Origin of the sequence: Lactimicrobium massiliense (genome assembly GCF_900343155.1) — a bacterium.
Lineage (GTDB): Bacteria > Bacillota_I > Bacilli_A > Erysipelotrichales > Erysipelotrichaceae > Bulleidia > Bulleidia massiliensis.
Map to the genome: position 1 here is coordinate 51,436 of NZ_OUNG01000004.1, position 17,118 is coordinate 68,553.

General features: G+C 48.9%; 17 protein-coding genes. 4 read left to right on the forward strand and 13 right to left on the reverse strand.

Annotation, left to right across the window (positions count from 1 at the left end):
• Positions 1 to 396: a pyridoxamine 5'-phosphate oxidase family protein gene (locus DHU66_RS08090; protein ID WP_108775448.1), complete on the forward strand. Its 396-nt coding sequence runs from the start codon at positions 1 to 3 to the stop codon at positions 394 to 396.
• Positions 397 to 714: 318 nt separating this feature from the next.
• Positions 715 to 1,773, forward strand: coding sequence for a GGDEF domain-containing protein (locus tag DHU66_RS08095; protein ID WP_167836329.1), 1,059 nt, complete (start codon positions 715 to 717; stop codon positions 1,771 to 1,773).
• A 13-nt stretch (positions 1,774 to 1,786) separates the two neighbouring features.
• Here the strand turns inward: DHU66_RS08095 and DHU66_RS08100 are convergent, their stop codons facing one another.
• From DHU66_RS08100 to DHU66_RS08110, 3 genes are read right to left on the reverse strand one after another with little or no spacing between them, the layout of a single operon-like run.
• On the reverse strand, positions 1,787 to 2,818 hold the full coding sequence (locus tag DHU66_RS08100) for a P1 family peptidase (protein WP_108775450.1): 1,032 nt from the start codon (positions 2,816 to 2,818) through the stop codon (positions 1,787 to 1,789).
• The gene (locus tag DHU66_RS08105) at positions 2,815 to 3,552 is read right to left on the reverse strand and encodes a gamma-glutamyl-gamma-aminobutyrate hydrolase family protein (protein ID WP_108775451.1); all 738 of its coding nucleotides are present in this window, start codon (positions 3,550 to 3,552) and stop codon (positions 2,815 to 2,817) included. The genes DHU66_RS08100 and DHU66_RS08105 overlap by 4 nt, the downstream gene beginning before the upstream one ends.
• Positions 3,549 to 4,166, reverse strand: coding sequence for a C39 family peptidase (locus tag DHU66_RS08110; protein ID WP_167836330.1), 618 nt, complete (start codon positions 4,164 to 4,166; stop codon positions 3,549 to 3,551). The genes DHU66_RS08105 and DHU66_RS08110 overlap by 4 nt, the downstream gene beginning before the upstream one ends.
• A gap of 174 nt (positions 4,167 to 4,340) precedes the next feature.
• Between DHU66_RS08110 and DHU66_RS08115 the strand changes: the two genes are divergently transcribed.
• Entirely contained in the window at positions 4,341 to 5,189 is an 849-nt protein-coding gene (locus DHU66_RS08115; RefSeq protein WP_108775453.1) for an aldo/keto reductase family protein, read from the forward strand.
• A gap of 22 nt (positions 5,190 to 5,211) precedes the next feature.
• Here DHU66_RS08115 and DHU66_RS08120 read toward each other — a convergent pair whose 3' ends face one another.
• From DHU66_RS08120 to tnpA (DHU66_RS08135), 4 genes are all read right to left on the reverse strand, one after another.
• Entirely contained in the window at positions 5,212 to 6,582 is a 1,371-nt protein-coding gene (locus DHU66_RS08120) for an MATE family efflux transporter (RefSeq protein ID WP_280952633.1), read from the reverse strand.
• Between the two features lie 131 nt (positions 6,583 to 6,713).
• Entirely contained in the window at positions 6,714 to 7,604 is an 891-nt protein-coding gene (gene murQ / locus DHU66_RS08125; protein ID WP_245309485.1) for an N-acetylmuramic acid 6-phosphate etherase, read from the reverse strand.
• Positions 7,605 to 7,864: 260 nt separating this feature from the next.
• Positions 7,865 to 9,058, reverse strand: coding sequence for an RNA-guided endonuclease TnpB family protein (locus tag DHU66_RS08130; protein ID WP_167836331.1), 1,194 nt, complete (start codon positions 9,056 to 9,058; stop codon positions 7,865 to 7,867).
• A gap of 19 nt (positions 9,059 to 9,077) precedes the next feature.
• Positions 9,078 to 9,494 (reverse strand): IS200/IS605 family transposase, encoded by a 417-nt coding sequence (gene tnpA / locus DHU66_RS08135; protein WP_108775457.1) that lies wholly within the window; start codon positions 9,492 to 9,494, stop codon positions 9,078 to 9,080.
• 225 nt (positions 9,495 to 9,719) lie between these two features.
• Here tnpA (DHU66_RS08135) and DHU66_RS08140 point away from each other — a divergent pair, with 225 nt between their 5' ends.
• Positions 9,720 to 10,577 (forward strand): MurR/RpiR family transcriptional regulator, encoded by an 858-nt coding sequence (locus tag DHU66_RS08140; RefSeq protein WP_108775458.1) that lies wholly within the window; start codon positions 9,720 to 9,722, stop codon positions 10,575 to 10,577.
• Between the two features lie 68 nt (positions 10,578 to 10,645).
• Here DHU66_RS08140 and nagB read toward each other — a convergent pair whose 3' ends face one another.
• The 6 genes from nagB to hypB (DHU66_RS08170) form a co-directional block, all read right to left on the reverse strand.
• Positions 10,646 to 11,371, reverse strand: a complete 726-nt coding sequence (nagB, locus tag DHU66_RS08145; protein ID WP_108775459.1) for a glucosamine-6-phosphate deaminase — start codon at positions 11,369 to 11,371, stop codon at positions 10,646 to 10,648.
• 252 nt (positions 11,372 to 11,623) lie between these two features.
• Positions 11,624 to 12,139 carry an IS200/IS605 family transposase gene (tnpA, locus tag DHU66_RS08150; RefSeq protein ID WP_108775460.1) on the reverse strand — a complete coding sequence of 172 codons (516 nt, stop codon included), beginning with the start codon at positions 12,137 to 12,139 and terminating at the stop codon, positions 11,624 to 11,626.
• 177 nt (positions 12,140 to 12,316) lie between these two features.
• The gene (locus DHU66_RS08155; RefSeq protein ID WP_108775461.1) at positions 12,317 to 12,709 is read right to left on the reverse strand and encodes a hydrogenase maturation nickel metallochaperone HypA; all 393 of its coding nucleotides are present in this window, start codon (positions 12,707 to 12,709) and stop codon (positions 12,317 to 12,319) included.
• A complete protein-coding gene (locus tag DHU66_RS08160) occupies positions 12,702 to 15,500 on the reverse strand; it encodes an FAD-dependent oxidoreductase (RefSeq protein ID WP_245309487.1) in 2,799 nt (932 codons plus the stop codon). The genes DHU66_RS08155 and DHU66_RS08160 overlap by 8 nt, the downstream gene beginning before the upstream one ends.
• Positions 15,497 to 16,165, reverse strand: a complete 669-nt coding sequence (gene hypB, locus DHU66_RS08165) for a hydrogenase nickel incorporation protein HypB (protein WP_108775462.1) — start codon at positions 16,163 to 16,165, stop codon at positions 15,497 to 15,499. The genes DHU66_RS08160 and hypB (DHU66_RS08165) overlap by 4 nt, the downstream gene beginning before the upstream one ends.
• A complete protein-coding gene (gene hypB, locus DHU66_RS08170; protein ID WP_108775463.1) occupies positions 16,162 to 16,851 on the reverse strand; it encodes a hydrogenase nickel incorporation protein HypB in 690 nt (229 codons plus the stop codon). The genes hypB (DHU66_RS08165) and hypB (DHU66_RS08170) overlap by 4 nt, the downstream gene beginning before the upstream one ends.
• Positions 16,852 to 17,118: the final 267 nt, after the last annotated feature.

Sequence of the window (17,118 nt, forward strand, 5' to 3'; positions counted from 1 at the left end):
ATGGAAGAAGTATACGAATTTCTCAAAAATGCAGGCACATGGTATCTGGCAACCGTCGATGAAGAAGGAAATCCACAGGTGCGTCCTTTCGGCGCCCAGAACATCTTTGAAGGAAAACTGTACATTCAGACGGGTCTCAAAAAGAAAGTCGCAAAACAGATGCTCGCTCATCCGCGCATTGCCATCACCGGCATGTATCAAGGCAAATGGATCCGTCTTACTGCGGATGCCATCTATGACGAGCGCATTGAAGCCCAGCAGGCCATGCTCGATGCCAACCCAAGCTTAAAGAAAATGTACAAAGCAGGTGATGGCAATACCGCCGTCTTCTGGCTTAAAAATGCCTTGGCAGAGATCTGCAGCTTCACTGAGAGCCCTGTAACCATCACCTTCTGACAAACATATCGCCAATGTCCATCAGGCATTGGTTTTTTCTTTTCTTACAGAATTGACAAAAGAAAACTTTGTCTATCCCCATGCGTGCTGTCAGAGCAGAAACGAAGGTGCCCAGAGTGGCATCTCATACCTCAAAGCTGCCATCCGCTATCTGTGCTGCTGCCAGGGCATGATCACATGCAGAACGCACCGGGTTAAGCACAAAGCGCTTCATTGGCAGAGTCAAAGCATGTATGCAGGAATAAGACATCTGCATCCGGAATGTTTCAGAAAAGCGCATACTATTTTCATGTAAATTGTTGTAAGCTAGTACACGCAATGAAAACCAAAATTTTCAAAAAGCATTCCCTTCATTACCTGGAACAGGTGGTTCAGGCATTTCTGCTGGCCATACTGATCGGCAGCCTCTGCATCTTTCTCTCCTTCTTTCACCAGTTTGGCAGCACCTCCAAAGTCATCAATTATGCAGGTATTGTCCGCGGCTGTTCCCAGCGCATCATCAAGCTGGAAATGGCAGGAGAAAACGCAGATGATCTGATCCAGTACGTGGACGACATCATGGATGGCCTGGAAGAAGGCGGATCCCGCTTCCATCTGACCAGGCTCAAAGATCAGGCGTATCAGGACAGCCTTGCCAGCCAGAACAGCCAGTGGCAGGACATCAAAGCACAGATCACACTGCTGAGAAGCCAGAATGATGATGAATCCCGCACCACACTGCTGGATATGAGCGAAGACTACTATCAGCTGTGTGATACGACCGTCGGACTTGCCCAGGACTATTCGCAGCAGCTCGTACACACGCTGAACTGCTTTGAAATCATCAGCTTTCTTGCCCTTGCCGGCATGGTCATCATCACCCTGCACCGTTATTGGCTGGCCGCCAGAGCAATGCGGCGCAGCTCTGCCATGGAAACCCAGCTGTATCATGATTCCCTCACCGGCATTTACAGCCGCAAATACTATGAAAGCATTCTGCGGAATAAAGAGCAGCTTCCAGACAGCAGTGTCATCTATATCGATCTGGACCACCTGAAATACATCAATGACACCTACGGCCACAATGCCGGTGATGCCTACCTGAAAAAGGCAGTGAATCACCTGAAGAGTTCCTTCCGTACATCCGATCTCATCATCCGCATGGGCGGCGATGAATTCGTAGCCATTCTGCTTGGATGTCGTGAAGATATTGCAGCCAGGATCATGGAGAAGACACTGTCAGGATTCCGGCAGACAAACGATACACCTTACCCCTGCAGCTTCAGCTATGGCATCAGCACCGTTGACAAAACCCGCACGCTGCAGGATGCCATCAGACAGGCTGATGAAAAAATGTATGCATACAAAAAAGACAGCAGGATCATCAGAGGAAAATGATCTGGCTGTCTTTTCATAACAGATCTTCAAATTCCCGAAGACTGTGATACACCTTCCCATTCAGGCCAGTACAGGGTTCCGCATGCAGGAGTGCACTGAGCACAGCCTCCTCACACATCTCACTGACCGCCTCAAATACCGGATCCAGCATCTGATCCGGATAGGCTGAAAAGCTCTGCATCTTATTAACAGGCTTCCAGCGGCCAGCAGTTGTAAAGCCAATCACCACCTCACCAGAGCCATTGCCCGTATAGCCGCCCAGTCGGGCAAGCCCATTGGGAATCCGGCGCAGCACCCGTTTCAACTGACGGGCAGACAAAGGACAGTCCGTTGCCAGAATCATCATGATCGATCCCTTGTCATCCTTCGTTTCTTCAATCTTTCTGGCAATCTCTGCGCCCACATTTCGGCCATGAACACGAAGACAGCGCGTTCTGCCAAAATTTGCCTGCACCAGAAGACCAAATGTATATGTCTGCTTTTTCAGGCTGACCACACGGGAAGCAGAACCAATGCCTCCCTTCAGTCCAAAGCACACTGTTCCGCTGCCGGCGCCCACAGATCCAAGCGAGAACATATCCGAAGCACTGGCAAATGCCGCCTCCAGCTCTTTTTCGCCCAGGATCCTGTCCTGAATCACATTGCACAAAGAATCATTGCACTCACCAACCACCGGATTGATTGAAGATACCGTAACACCGCGCTGCTTTTCCAAAGCAATCATATGTCCCACCAAAGCATCCGCCATCTTTCCCACATTCAATGTATTGGTCAATACAATCGGTGTTTCCAGCGTGCCAAGCTCATCCATCTGCATCAGTCCCATGCTTTTGCCAAAGCCATTCTGCACATGGCAGGCAGCCGTATACTTGCTTTCAAACACCGAAGGGAATACATCTTCCTTCTGCGGCAGAATCACCGTAATGCCCGTATGATGATCTTTCTGTTCATGCGTATACTGCCCAACAAGAACCCCCGGCACATCGGTGATCAGATCCTTAGGTCCGGCAGGATAATAGCTGTCAGTCAGATCTCTGGCATTCATTTTGATGCACCATAGGCAGTACTGCGCTCAACAAGGTCTGCAAACAGCCTGTTCATCAGCGGATTGCTCTCCAGAAGACCTTCGGGATGCCACTGCACAGCCACAATCGTTCCCTCTTTGTCCTCCAGTGCTTCAATGACGCCATCCCTTGCCCGGCCGCTCACCGACAAACCCGGGGCCGCTTCCTTGACAGCCTGATGATGCATGGAATTGGTCATCACCACACTCTGCCCGAACAGATGTTCCAGATAACTGCCAGGTGTAATCTCCACATGATGGGTCAGATAACTTCTTCTGCCCGCCTGCAGGTGCATAAAATGTTTCTTTGACATCTCATCAAGATCCTGCCACAAAGTACCGCCCATCATCACATTGATAAACTGAATGCCCCGGCAGATACCCAGCATCGGCATGCCCGTACTTCTTGCATACGCAAACGCATTCTTCCATGCCGCGTCAATTTCCGGACGGAATTCACCGCACACCGGCAGGGGTTCCTCCCCATACAGATGCGGATCCACATCTTCACCGCCCGGAAACAGAATGCCATCCAGACGGCTCATCACAGCACCAGCATCTTCCATCAGCACCTCATGCGGCAGGACAACAGGCACACCGCCATTGACCAGCACCGCATGAATATAATCCGCATTGCAGTACTCCTTTTCAGCACTGACAAACCTCCCCGGCTTATTCATAAACGAATCACCGGCAATTCCAATCAACGGTTTCATACAGTCACCTTCCCATTCTTCACAAACAGATAAAACCCAGGATCCCGGTTAGCCGTATCATCCAGCAGTACCTGACCAACAGAACGGCATACATTTCCGTTTTTCTTCACCAGGCCCTCTCTGCCCTTTTCTTCATACTTGTGCGGATAATAGCTGGGATCCAGAATCAGAAACTCCCTGCTATTGTCATCATAATCAAAGACATAAATATAGTGGCCGCCATGAGAATACGTTCCGATATGTCCTTCACGGTCACCGCCGACATTGGCAATGCAAAGACCGCCGCGATCAAGACAGGAAATCACATCCGAAAGATCGTTGCTGAAAGACATTGTCAGACTGTACTTATCACACAAAGCCTGTCCAAAGCGCTTCATATCTGTGCCAGGTGAAAGATTGGCCTGTGCATCATATGACAGCTGCACAAGCTCTTCCAGCGGCACCCTGATGCCGAAAAAGTCATACAGCATCATGCCTGCACTGCAAAGGCCGCATCCAGCCTCCTTGATCGAACCATGTTCATAGAAAGCAGGATCACTTTTCCCCTGCACATCCGTCAGATATTCAATCTCCGGATGCTCATTCTGATTCAGATAATACATTCCTTTTTCCATAGTCATCCTCTTGAATTGTGTTTCATTATAGCACTCTGGCATATATCTGCCTGAAACTGCACTGCAGGCAGAATAGAGCTGAACGGAATACAATTGTGTCTCCCTGTTTGTTTTCACCTGCTTTCCATCCAGCCATAACTTTCCCCGGTATATAATAGGTACCGGAGGACTATCATGCACGCAATCAATGAAACTGTTACAAACCTGCATAATGGCGTCCGTGTACCGACGCTTGGCTACCGTGTCATTCCCGGCCATGCCAATACTGTCAACAATGTTCTGACTGCTCTGTCTGCCGGCATCCGGCACTTTGATATATCAAGCCATCCTGATGTGGAAAAGGCATTTGCCAAAGCAGCATCAAAAACAAATGTGCCCCGTGAGGAACTGTTTTTAACGGTGCGCATCGCCAATGAAGATCATGGCTATGAGCGCGCCATTCATGCATTCCGCAACTCTTTGACAAGATTACAGACAGACTATGCCGACCTGCTGATGATCGACTGGCCGAATCCAAAGATGTACCGCGATAACTATGAACAAATGGCCATCGAGACATGGAAAGCACTGGAAACGGCTTATAAGAGCGGTGCTGCCAGAGCCATCGGCGTTGCCAACTATGAAGCCAGACACATTGAATTCTGCCTCGAGCATTCTGAAATTGCCCCGATGGTTAATGAAGCACGCATTTATCCAGGCTTTCCGTTTACAGACAACCTGTACTGTGCCAATGAACACCGCATCCAGACCGAAGGGTTCCTGCCTGAAAACTACCAGGCTGTCCTGCAGTCCAGAGAGCTTGGCATCTTTGCGGAAAAGTACAAAGTGACGCCATTGCAGATCTTTGTGCGTTACCTGTTTGAAAAAGGGTGTATTGCCCTGCTCTATGGCGAAGATCAAAAAGAGCTGGAAAGCTGCTTCAATGCCTACAACTTCCAGCTCAATCCTGATGATGTCAAATACATGGATGTCATGAAAAACTACGGTCCGGAAAATATCAATCCGGATGAAGCCGATTTCTAAGGAATGCGCAGCATTCCTTTTTTTACTGCAGTCTTGCCAGTGCCTGGGCCTCTTTGATCTTTCTGTCTGTCACGTTCATGCAGTGGATGCTTAACGGAATCAGAAACAAAGATGCTGTTGTCCAGGCTGTCTGGTCTGCCCAGGTGATGGCATCATAGCCAAAGCGGCCGACAAAGCCAACCGTCACTGTAATGCGGGCTGCCATCTCAATCAGGCCGGCAAACATCGCCAGTGAAGAAAAGCCAAGACCCTGCACCATCATTCTGGATGTAATCAGAATGCCAAGCACCGGATAGAAGAAACCCATCCTGCGCAGATACTTCGCACTGGCATCCAGCACAGCTGCTTCCTTTGCGGATACAAACAGCATACTCATCGCACGGCCGAAGAACACCATGACCACACATGCAAACATGCCATAAATCACTGCTGTCAGAAGACCATCCCGGTAGCCTTCATGAATACGCTTGATATCATGGGCACCATTGTTCTGCGAGACAAACGTACTGACAGCAGAGCCAATCGCATCAAACGGGCACATCATCAGCTGCTTGATGCGCAGGCCTGCCGTAAAACCAGACACATACACAGTGCCAAGAGAGTTATTTCCCGACTGCATGACCATAGAGCCAATGGCAGTGATCGAAAACTGCAGGCCCATCGGCAGTCCCATGCCAAGCAGTGACTTGGAATGCATGCCATCCATGACCATATCTTCCCTGTGCAGATGCAGAAGAGCAAACCGTCTGTGTATCAATAACAGGCACAGAACACCACTGACCGCCTGTGAGAAGATGGTCGCAATGGCCGCCCCGGCACAGCCCCAGTGCAGCACAAGAATACAGAAGAAATCCAGGCCGATGTTCAAAATGGCAGAAAAGGTCAGGAAATAAAACGGCGTCTTTGAATCGCCGATGGCCCGCAGAATGGCACTGAGATAGTTATACAAAAGGGTAAACGGAATGCCGCCGAAGATGATGACCAGATACCAGTAGGCATTGGTGTAGATTTCATCATTGACCTGCAATAGATGCAGAATCGCCGGACATAACAGCACTGCGGCCAGGGTAATGAACACACCCAGAATGGCCGTCCACACAGCACCGCCAAACTCATACCGCCGCATATCACGTTCATCACCGGCCCCAAACCGGGTAGCCACGGGAATGGCAAAGCCCTGACAGATGCCCATGCAGAAACCAAGCACAAGGAACTGGACACTGGAAGTAGCACCAACGGATGCCAGCGCCTTGGAGCCAAGCGTCTGACCGACAATCGCCGCATCCATCATGTTATAAAACTGCTGAAACAGATTTCCCAGCAGCAGCGGAATACTGAAACTCAGAATCAGTTTCAAGGCATTCCCACTGGTCATGCTCTTCTTCATATCCACTTTCCCCCATTTATTAAGAATACGTAAAATGATAGCACAGGCATCAGGGTTTGGCGGCTTATCTCTCACCATAATAAAAAAAGCCGGAAGCCATCACTTCCAGCCTTCTCAGACATTTCGCTCAACTTCTGTCACTTCGCCATGATAGCTTCACGCACATGCCCGTGGCTGCGATCAAGACGCTGTAAAGCTTCTTCTTTCGTACAGGAAGACAAAATCATGACAATCGCCGTCTTGCAGCTGCCGTCAGCCTCCTGCAGCGTCTTTTCTGCCGTCACTGCATCCACGGCCGCTGCTTCCATGACAATATTTCTGGCCCGTACCTGCAGTTTCTCATTGGACTGCACCACATCCACCATCAGATTCTGATATGCCTTGCCAGCCCGTACCATGGCCGCAGTTGAAATCATATTCAGAATCATCTTCTGCGCAGTACCTGCCTTTAACCGCGTCGACCCAGTCAGCACCTCCGGCCCGCTTACCGCCTCAATGACGATCTGTGCCTCTTTGCCAATCAAAGAATCCTTGTTGCATGCAATTGACGCCGTATGGCAGCCAAGCGAGTTCGCATAGCGCAAAGCGCCGATGACATAGGGCGTTCTGCCACTGGCCGCAATACCAATCACAAAATCCTCTTTCACCAGATGATGCGCTGCAAGATCCTTCTCTCCCAGTTCCAGTGAATCCTCCGCACCTTCCACGGCATGAAACATTGCCTGCTGCCCACCGGCAATCAGCCCAATGACCACATCATTCTTCACACCGAAAGTCGGCGGACATTCGGCAGCGTCCAGTACGCCAAGACGGCCGCTGGTTCCAGCCCCCACATAAAACACCCGATGTCCGCCTGACACCGCATCACCCGCACACGCCGCAGCTCTTGCAATAGCCGGCAGCGCCGGTGCAATCGCCGCAGGAATCGCTGCATCCTCCCTGTTCATCTCTGTCACAATCGCCAGCGTATCCCAGTTGTCCAGATCCATCGTATGCGGATTGCGCTGCTCCGTTGTCAGCTTTTTCAATTCCAATCCCACCAGAACCAACCCCTTTCTTACCTGATAACCTCAGTGTGAACTACTCGGCTACAAGTAACCGAGCTTCAAAGTGGCACAGGCCACTTTTCTTTTTTCCTGTGTTTCCAGACTGTCAGGAATGTGTACGTATCTCACAGTTTCCCATGAGGCGCGATGCATTCTGCTGTAGGTATTCTGCATGGTCTTGCATTCTCCATACAGTGGTTTCAGGCTATCCCCGCCGTCCCAGCGGTTGTTGTTGCTTTATTTCAGCATGTGCAGTAGATCCGCACTGCTTCGTCTCTGATATTCAGTGCTGCGTTTTCATCACGATCATGATGATGTCCGCAGTCAGGGCATGTCCACTCACGCACAGCCAAATCTTTGGTGAGTTTGTGCAATCTCCCGCATGCATGGCACATCTGACTGCTGGGAAAGAACTTCCCAACTTTGATGACGCGCTTTCCAGCCCTATGTGCTTTATAAGCAAGCATGCTGGTAAACATGCCCCATCCCTTGTCACCGACAGACTTTCCGAAGTGCAAAGACTGTGACATTGCCCTCATATTCAGATCCTCTATTCCGATCATGTCGTAGGTATCCACTAACTGTCGTGACAGCTTGTGTAAGGCATCGCTGCGCTGATGCTTGGCTTTCGCACTCAACTTTGCGATTTTTACCCGCTGCTTACGATAGTTGGAAGATCCTTTCTCCATATGAGACAGTTTTCTCTGCTCTCTGGCAATTCTGTTCTGCATAGCATGATATGGTTTGCCATAATCGATATGCTTACCGTTGGAATCGACACAAAAGTTATGCATAGACATATCCAGCCCGATTGCATTGTCCGGATCGATGTCATGGCATATCTCTTCATGCGGCACTTCGTACAGGAGTGAAAAATAGTATTTGCCATCAGGCTCATGGGTGACAGTAACAGACTTCAGTACGCCGTGTGCTGGCACCGTACGATGTGCTTTGACCCTGATTTCTCCATCAATCTTAGGGAGTTTGAGAAATCCTGTTTTTCTTTTGCCCATCCGAAAACGCAGATTGGCTGCGCCTTTGGAGGCAATATTTGTTGTGTATGAATCATAATGATCAGCTTTTCTTTTATACTTCGGATAGGCAGATTTGCCATTGAAGAAGTTGCCGAACGCTCTATTAAGGTGCAGCTGCACGTTTGCAAGCGCAAGCGAATCAACCTCTTTCAGCCATTGACAGCATGACAGATGTTTGTACCATGCGGGCGTCAGATTTAATGACTCACCTGTCTGCTTATAACATGCAGACCGATCATGCAGCATGCGATTATACAACCATCTGCAGGCGCCAAGCGTCTGGTTTAACGTCTCCATTTGCGCAGATGTCGGCATGCCGCAAAAGCGCAATGCAATGCGATCAACCTCTGCAGAGGCACACTGTCCCGGTTTTCTTTTCTTTGCATTTGTGCTATTCGACATACCTGCCGCTCCTTTCCAGTTAGCGTTGAACATTCTGCTGATGAGCGATATAGCGTTTTACATTTTCTTCGCTTGTAGATCCTATCGTTTCAATGAAATAAGAGCCATTCCACAACTGTCCTCTCCATAATTGGTTTCTGAGCTCTGGATACAATTTGAACAGGCGCAGACCTGATGTTCCTTTCAGGTGCTTGACAATAAATGTAATTGACAGCTTTGGAGGGGCGGTCACAAAGCAATGTACATGGTCTGCTTCACCAACCTCGCACTGGTCAAGTGAGAAGCCATTCTCCGCGGCCACATCGTGTACGATCTGCTGCAGTGACTTTTCAATATCAGGTGTCAGCACTTTACGCCTGTATTTGACGCACCAGACAATGTGATAGTGAATGTTGTATACGCAGGTACGCGCATGTATATATCTGTCATCTTTCATACATATAGTATAGTATATATAATTCGAATATTTGTATTATTATCAAGCAAATATGTATAGTACACATAGTTTAAAAAGGCCGATTCATCTCCCCTACAAGTAAGGGGGAATTCTCGGCATACTTCTTAAAACCGTGTCTTATATTTTCAATAGATTAAATTCACTATGCAATAAAGTTTCAGAGATTGTACAATTGTTCTGTAGTAAACTACATATTGTCCAAATATGAAAAACGTTACCATCTTATTGCGCGAAAATGCTGATTATCTCAACCCGGCCGAAAAAGCCGCCGCTGAGTATATTCTGAAAAACCCATCCAGTGCGTCCAGCCAGTCTGTTCAGCAGATTGCTGCCAATGCTTTTGTCTCTCCCGCTGCCGTTGTCCGTATGTGCAAATCCCTTGGCTTCAAAGGCTTCAAGGAATTCAAGACTGCTTTAACCGCAGATCTTGCCTCCCAGAGCGTGACTTTTTCACTGAGTCAGGAAGATATCCAGAAGGGAGATACCCTCAGCGATATCATCCATAAAGTCACGCAGAAAAACATCCAGTCGCTGTATGATACGCTGCGCCTGATGGATCCTGATGAACTTGACAAGTGTATTAAAGCAATGCACAAGGCAAAACAGGTCAAGCTGTTCGGGCTGGGAGCCTCCCTGATTGTTGCCAAAGATGCCTACCTCAAGTTTCTTCGCATCAACAAGAACTGTATCATCAACGAAGACTGGCATGCCCAGCTGATCTGTGCCCGCAACAGTACACCCGATGATCTTGGCATCATCATCTCTTATTCAGGCGAAACAGAGGAAATGATCACCTGTGCTCAGGAACTGAAGAAGAACGGCACGCCGATCATGACCATCAGCAGATGTGTCGCCTCTTCCATTGCAAAGATGGCAGACATGCACCTGTATACAACTGCCAATGAATCACTGTTCCGCTCCGGCTCCATGAGCAGCCGGATCTCCCAGCTCAATATCATTGATATTCTGTATACCGCCTATGCCAACAGTGAATATGACTATGCCATGGCAGAGTTGAAGAAGACGCATATCAAAAAAGAGCATCAGGATGAAAAAGACTGACAAAGAGGCTGCTGTCAAATAACAGCAGCCCCCTTTTCTCATATGCTTTTATACTTTTCAATCGATGATTAAAGCTTTGAAGCAGCAGCTTCATCCAGGAATACCACTGTGTCCGGATGTCTCTGCAGAATGCTTGCCGGGCAGGATGTGCTGACAGGTTCCTTGACCATGTCATGCACTGCCTGTGCCTTGTTAGCACCCGTCGCAATCAAGATAATCTTCCGGCAGCGCATGATATCCGCAAGACCTGTGGTGATTGCCATGGTCGGCACCTTGGATTCATCATGATCAAAGAAACGAGCGTTATCATGAATCGTCTGCTGTTTCAGATGAACAAGATGCACCAGGGAATCAAATGGCGTGCCAGGTTCATTGAAAGCAATGTGGCCATCCGAGCCAATGCCCAGTACCTGCAGATCAATTCTTACCTTTGCAAGCATGTTCTCATAATCATGGCATGCCTTTTCTTCATCCTGGGCACAGCCACACGGAATATGAATATTCTCTTCCTTCACATCGATATACCGGAACAGCTTTTCATGCATGAATGTGTAGTAACTCTGCGGATGATTCTGTGGCAGACCCACATACTCATCCAGATTATATGTCACCACATCCTGATACGATGTCACGTTTTCAGAATGATCCTTTGCCATCAATGCATACAGACCCTCAGGAGAACTGCCCGTAGCCAGTCCCAGTACTGCATCCTTCTTCTCACTCACCGTATTCTTCATCACCTTGAAAGCAGCCTCAGCAACATGCTGTGCATCCGGTGCTACAACAATCTTCATATGCAAAACCTCCAATCCACTATGGCTTTTATTACAGCCCAATCCATATTCTATGCATTTCACCATAAGACGGTAATTCAAATGCTGAAACTATATTTCAATCATGACCGCCCGTAAAACGGGCGGTTTGTCCTAAGCCTATAAGGCTTTATTACTAGCCAGCGTCTTAAGGCGCTGGCTTTCACATCTTCAATGTTCAAGCCACGATTGCAGTTTAACTCTCTCGCATGCCCGTTAAACGGGCTCTTTTACTCATGACTTCGCTGTTGTCTTCCGATTCGGATTCGGCTTTCTGTTTTCTTTATCCTCTCCGAATGGATCTTCATATTCCTTTACGCTTAACTTATCTTTTGCGATATCTGCGCTTTCCTGTTCACGGATATATTTGCGTATTGTGGATTCATTGATCCCTACTGTGCTCACATAGTATCCTTCCGCCCAAAAATGTCTGTTCCCATATTTGTATTTCAGGTTCGCATGCTTATCAAATATTTCAAGCGAGGACTTTCCTTTGATGTATCCCATGATCTGTGATACAGAGTACTTTGGAGGGATACTCAAAAGAAGATGTACGTGGTCGGGCATCAGATGCCCTTCCAGAATCTCCACTCCTTTGTATTTGCACAGCAGTTTTATGATATCCCGGATATCTGGGCGCAGTTGATTATAAATTACTTTTCTTCTATACTTCGGAGTGAACACGACATGATATACGCAGTAATATTTCGTGTGAGCTAATGAATCATATTTGTTAGCCGTATTTGGCACCTCATCTTTCTAGAATCGTGACTTGGACAATCACCATTCTAGATAGATGGGGTGCTTCTTTCTATAAGAAGCACCGGCCTTCCTCCCGCATAGCGGGAGGTTTTCTGTTTCGCACCTCTTCGGTGCTCAACAGCGCTCCTACGCATAAACAAAAAGAGGAAGCCTTCACTTCCTCTTTTACTGCAGATTCTCAGCTTCTACGCTCTTGTCTTCCTGCTCTGTGTCCGTCTCTGCCTCTACTTCCTTGATGATGCATTCATTGCCTGTCACAAGCCACGTATTCTCACTATGGCAATAGGGACAGATCTTGGCATATCTGACAGTTGGATACGTCTTGCCGCAGTCTCCGCACATCGTTACGGCCGGAATCTCTTCAATCTTCAGCTCGCATTCTGTTAACAGCGGATGTTTCTTGCGGAAATAGTTCCAGCAGTCTGTGAAGTAATCCGTCATGATACCGGAAACCTCACCCACCTGCAGCGTCACTGAACCATATTTTGTAATATGCTGCTGCGCTGCCATGTCATCCAGTGTTTTGGCAAGATGGAAGACAATGCCCATCTCATGCATTGTTGTCTGCTTTCTTCTTGTGGTTGAACAGAATCTTCATCTCACGCTTTGCTGCATATGGCGCAATCAGCTTCATCTTGTCCTCTGCCCTGATCATTCTCGAGGCATCCGGCAGATCACGCTCCAGATGAATCGCATCAAACTCGCATCTGGTTGTACACAGACCACAGCCAATGCACCGGTTGACATCCACCGTTGTTGCACCACAGCCAAGGCATCTCTTTGCCTCTGTGGACACCTGTTCTTCTGTCAATGTTGTGACCGGATTTTCAAACGGATCGTCCACTTTCCGCATTGCCGGCATCTGCCGCTTGGCATTGTCATACGATTCAATCTCAATATCATCCTTGTCCAGGGCAATGAACTCACGCAGATCACGTGCAATGGTCAAAGACTGTCCCTCATGGACGAATCTATGCATGGACTCTGATGCCTTCTTACCTTCGGCAATGGCATCAATTGCAAATCTGGCACCATGATAAATATCACCACCAACGAAGATATCTTCCTCACCAGTCTGATACGTCACTGGATCTGCCTTCACACAGCCATTGCGGGCAAGCTCAACCTTCGTACCCTTGAGAAGATCCTTCCATACCGGTGCCTGGCCAATAGCCTCAACGACATGGCTGCAGGCAATCTCCAGCGTATCATTCTCATCATACTGCGGATTGAAGCGTCCTGCTTCATCCTTCACACGCAGGCACTTCTTAAACACAATGCCAGTGACCTTGCCATCCTTTGCCAGGATTTCCTTCGGACCCCAGCCATTGTGAATCTCAACGCCATCTGCCTTTGCCGCAGCGACTTCATCATCCGCAGCCGGCATTTCATGCTCACCCTCCAGGCACAGCATCGTTACTTTGCCCTTGGTCAGGCGGGCAGCCGTTCTGGCCGCATCAATGGCAACATTGCCGCCGCCGACAATCACCACATCACCATCAAGACTGATGTGATGGCCAACATTGGTACGGTGCAGGAAGGAAACAGCAGACTCCACGCCCTCACTGTCTTCACCCGGTACATTCGTCTTTCTGCCGCCCCAGAGACCAATTGCAAGATAGAAAGCCTTGTAGCCGTCTTTGCGCAGCTGATCAATTGTCACATCTTTGCCAACTTCGCATCCCATGCGGAATTCCACACCCATCTGCTTCAGGACATCAATCTCAGCAGCCAGAATGTTCTTTTCCAGCACAAAGGAAGGAATACCATAGGCAAGCATGCCGCCTGGTTTTTCTTCTTTGTCAAAGACGGTGACATCATAGCCTCTTTCCCGCAGATAGTACGCACAGGAAATACCCGCCGGACCGGCACCGATGACAGCCATCTTATAGTCCGGTCCCCAGAAGCCGCCATGATCTGTTTCACAAAGCGGTACATAACGCTTATCCGCGTCAAGTTCCTGCATGGCAATGAACTTCTTGATCTCATCAATTGAAACAGCACGGTCAATCGTACCTCTGGTGCACTCCTGCTCACAGCGCTTGTTGCAGATATAGCCGCACACAGCCGGTAATGGATTATCCTGCTTGATCAGCTTCAAAGCGTCCAGATATCTGCCTTCACCTGCCATATGCACATAGCCCTGCACAGCCAGATGGGCCGGGCATGCGGTCTTGCATGGCGCCGTTCCGGTTGTATAGCAGTTGATCTTGGCATCCTCACGATAATGCGGATTCCAGTTGTCAGCCGTCCACTTTGTCTCATCCGGCAGCAATGTCTTTGGATACACAAACGGACTGCCATCCTTGTGGCACAGCTTCTGGCCAAGCTTGGCAGCGCCTACCGGACACACCTCTACGCACTTGCCGCAGGCAACACACTTGTCATGATCCACATGGGCACGGTACGCACTCCGGCTCATATTCGGCGTATTGTACAGCTGGCTTGTACGGATCGCATTGCACACACCCGGAGCACAATTGCACAGACCGACAATCTTGTCCTCGCCATCAATATTGGTTGTCTGATGCACAAAGCCATGACGCTCACTGCGTTCAATGATCTCCAGTGCTTCTTCCTTGGTAATGTAATGGCCGCGGCCTGTATTGACGCACCACTCCGCCAGATCGCCCAAGCCAATGCAGCAGTCCTGCTCAATCTCGCCATCGCCTTCACCGCGCATCCTCTGCTGCCGGCGGCATGTACATGCACCCACAGACAGTTTTCCATCATACTTTTCCAGCCAGTGGGAAATATGCTCCACCGGAACAGAAGAGCTTTCCGATTCAATTGCCTTCTCAACCGGAATGACATGCATGCCAACACCGGCACCGCCTAACGGCACCATCGGCGTAATGCCCTCCAGCGGCATCTGCGTCATCAGATTGAAGAACGTCGCAATATTCGGATGTTCCTTGAGAAGCTCTTCATTCATCATCATGAACTCGGCAATACCCGGCACAAAGATCGGCACATCATACTGCAGATGATGATCCTCATTCTCACGGTTTGTCTCAAGACAGCCAATCCACATCAAATGATCCACGATATCCCTGGTATCCTTCATGCTCAGATGATTGCGGCGGGCAATCTCCTCCAGATCCAGATTCACCCTTGTCTTGCGGAAGCTGAGCATCACTTTGACTTCCTGCTTGCTCAGCACCTCATTCAAGCACCATACCTCAGGATCATCCTCTTTGATCGTATGGGTATATTTTGCCACATAGCGGTCCGTGATCATTCCGGCAAGCTTGATCAGCAGGCGTTTCTTCTCCGGATCTGTAATCCGATCCGCAGGCCCCGGCTGCCAGTCTCTCTCATTGGTCATTCGATTCTTCTGCTCTTTCATTTCTGTTCTCCCTTTTTCCATGCCTGCACCTGGTCCTTCAGCCAGCCGCACCATGCGTCCATTCCTTCACCAGTTTTCGCCGAAAGCGGAAACACCTCAATATCCGGATTCAGCCGCTTCACGCGTTCCATGCATTTCTCCAATGAAAAATCAAAGTACGCTGCCGTATCCATCTTGCTGATCACAAGCGCATCCGCCTTTGAAAACATCAGCGGATACTTCAGCGGCTTGTCATCCCCCTCCGGCACAGACAGAATCATCACATTCTTTCCTGCCCCGGTATCAAACTCGGCCGGACAGATCAGATTGCCCACATTTTCCAGAAACACAAGGTCGATGTCCTGCAGGTTCATATGCCGCAATCCCTCAGCCGTCATGCCGGCATCCATATGGCACATCCCATCGGTATGCACCTGAATGCTCTCGGCACCGTTTTGTGCCATTGTCACCGCATCCACATCACTGGCAATATCTGCTTCCATCACCGCAATATGCACATCCGGCATTGCTTTTACGGTTCCCTTTAACAAGGTTGTCTTCCCAGAGCCAGGCGAACTCATCAGATTGATCAGCAGTGTGCCATCCATCTTCATCTTCTCGCGCAGCACATCTGCATCATGGTCATTCGATGCCGTCACGGATTCATGCAGCTCAATCACTTTCATTCTGCCATCACCCGCCTTTGAAGATCATTGACCCAGGCATCAAAGCCCGCCCCTGTCTTTGCGGATATCTCAAAGACTTCCATATCCGGGTTCAGCTCTTTTACACGCTTCTTTGCCTTTTCCACATCAAAGTCAAATACCGGCATCACATCAATCTTGTTGATGAGCATGACATCAGACACCTGAAACATCAGCGGATATTTCAGCGGTTTGTCATCACCTTCCGGCACAGACAGGATCATCGCCTTCAACTGGGCACCGACATCAAATTCCGCCGGGCACACCAGATTGCCTACATTCTCCAGAAACACAAGATCTACATCATCCAGGCCAAGTTTTACAAGACCTTCGTATGTCATCTTTGCGTCCATGTGGCAGGATCCACCGGTATGTATCTGCAGTGCCTTCGCTCCGGCTTTTTCTACCGTATCCGCATCCACCACAGCATCCACATCTGCTTCCAGCACACCGATGCGGTACTGCCCTTTGAGCATTTCAATCGTCCGCACAAGCGTACTTGTCTTACCCGCTCCAGGCGTCGACATCACATTCACCAGAAACACATGATGCGCGCGCAGAAGGTCCTCCACCTTCTTTGCCCACGCAGCATTGTCCTCCTGGACACTCTCCTTCAATTCCAATACATCAATCGACAAGTTAATTTCCTCACAATTCTCTTCAGACATTGTAGTTGAAAACGCTGTCATCCAACAAGACCACATCCGCAATTATTGCGACACAGCCCGAAAAATGATGTAGAAAACGAAGAGAATTCTGTTAATATTCCGCATCTTTTCACATATTTGGCAAAACCAGACACAAAAAGAGAGTCTTCTGCAGTGAAGGCGGGTGAACAAAGTGAAGTGAACCTTTTCAAACAAGGGTCAAACAAGAACCAGACAGCTTTGCAAAATTTATGAATTCGATTAATATAATATTGTAAAAGGATCACC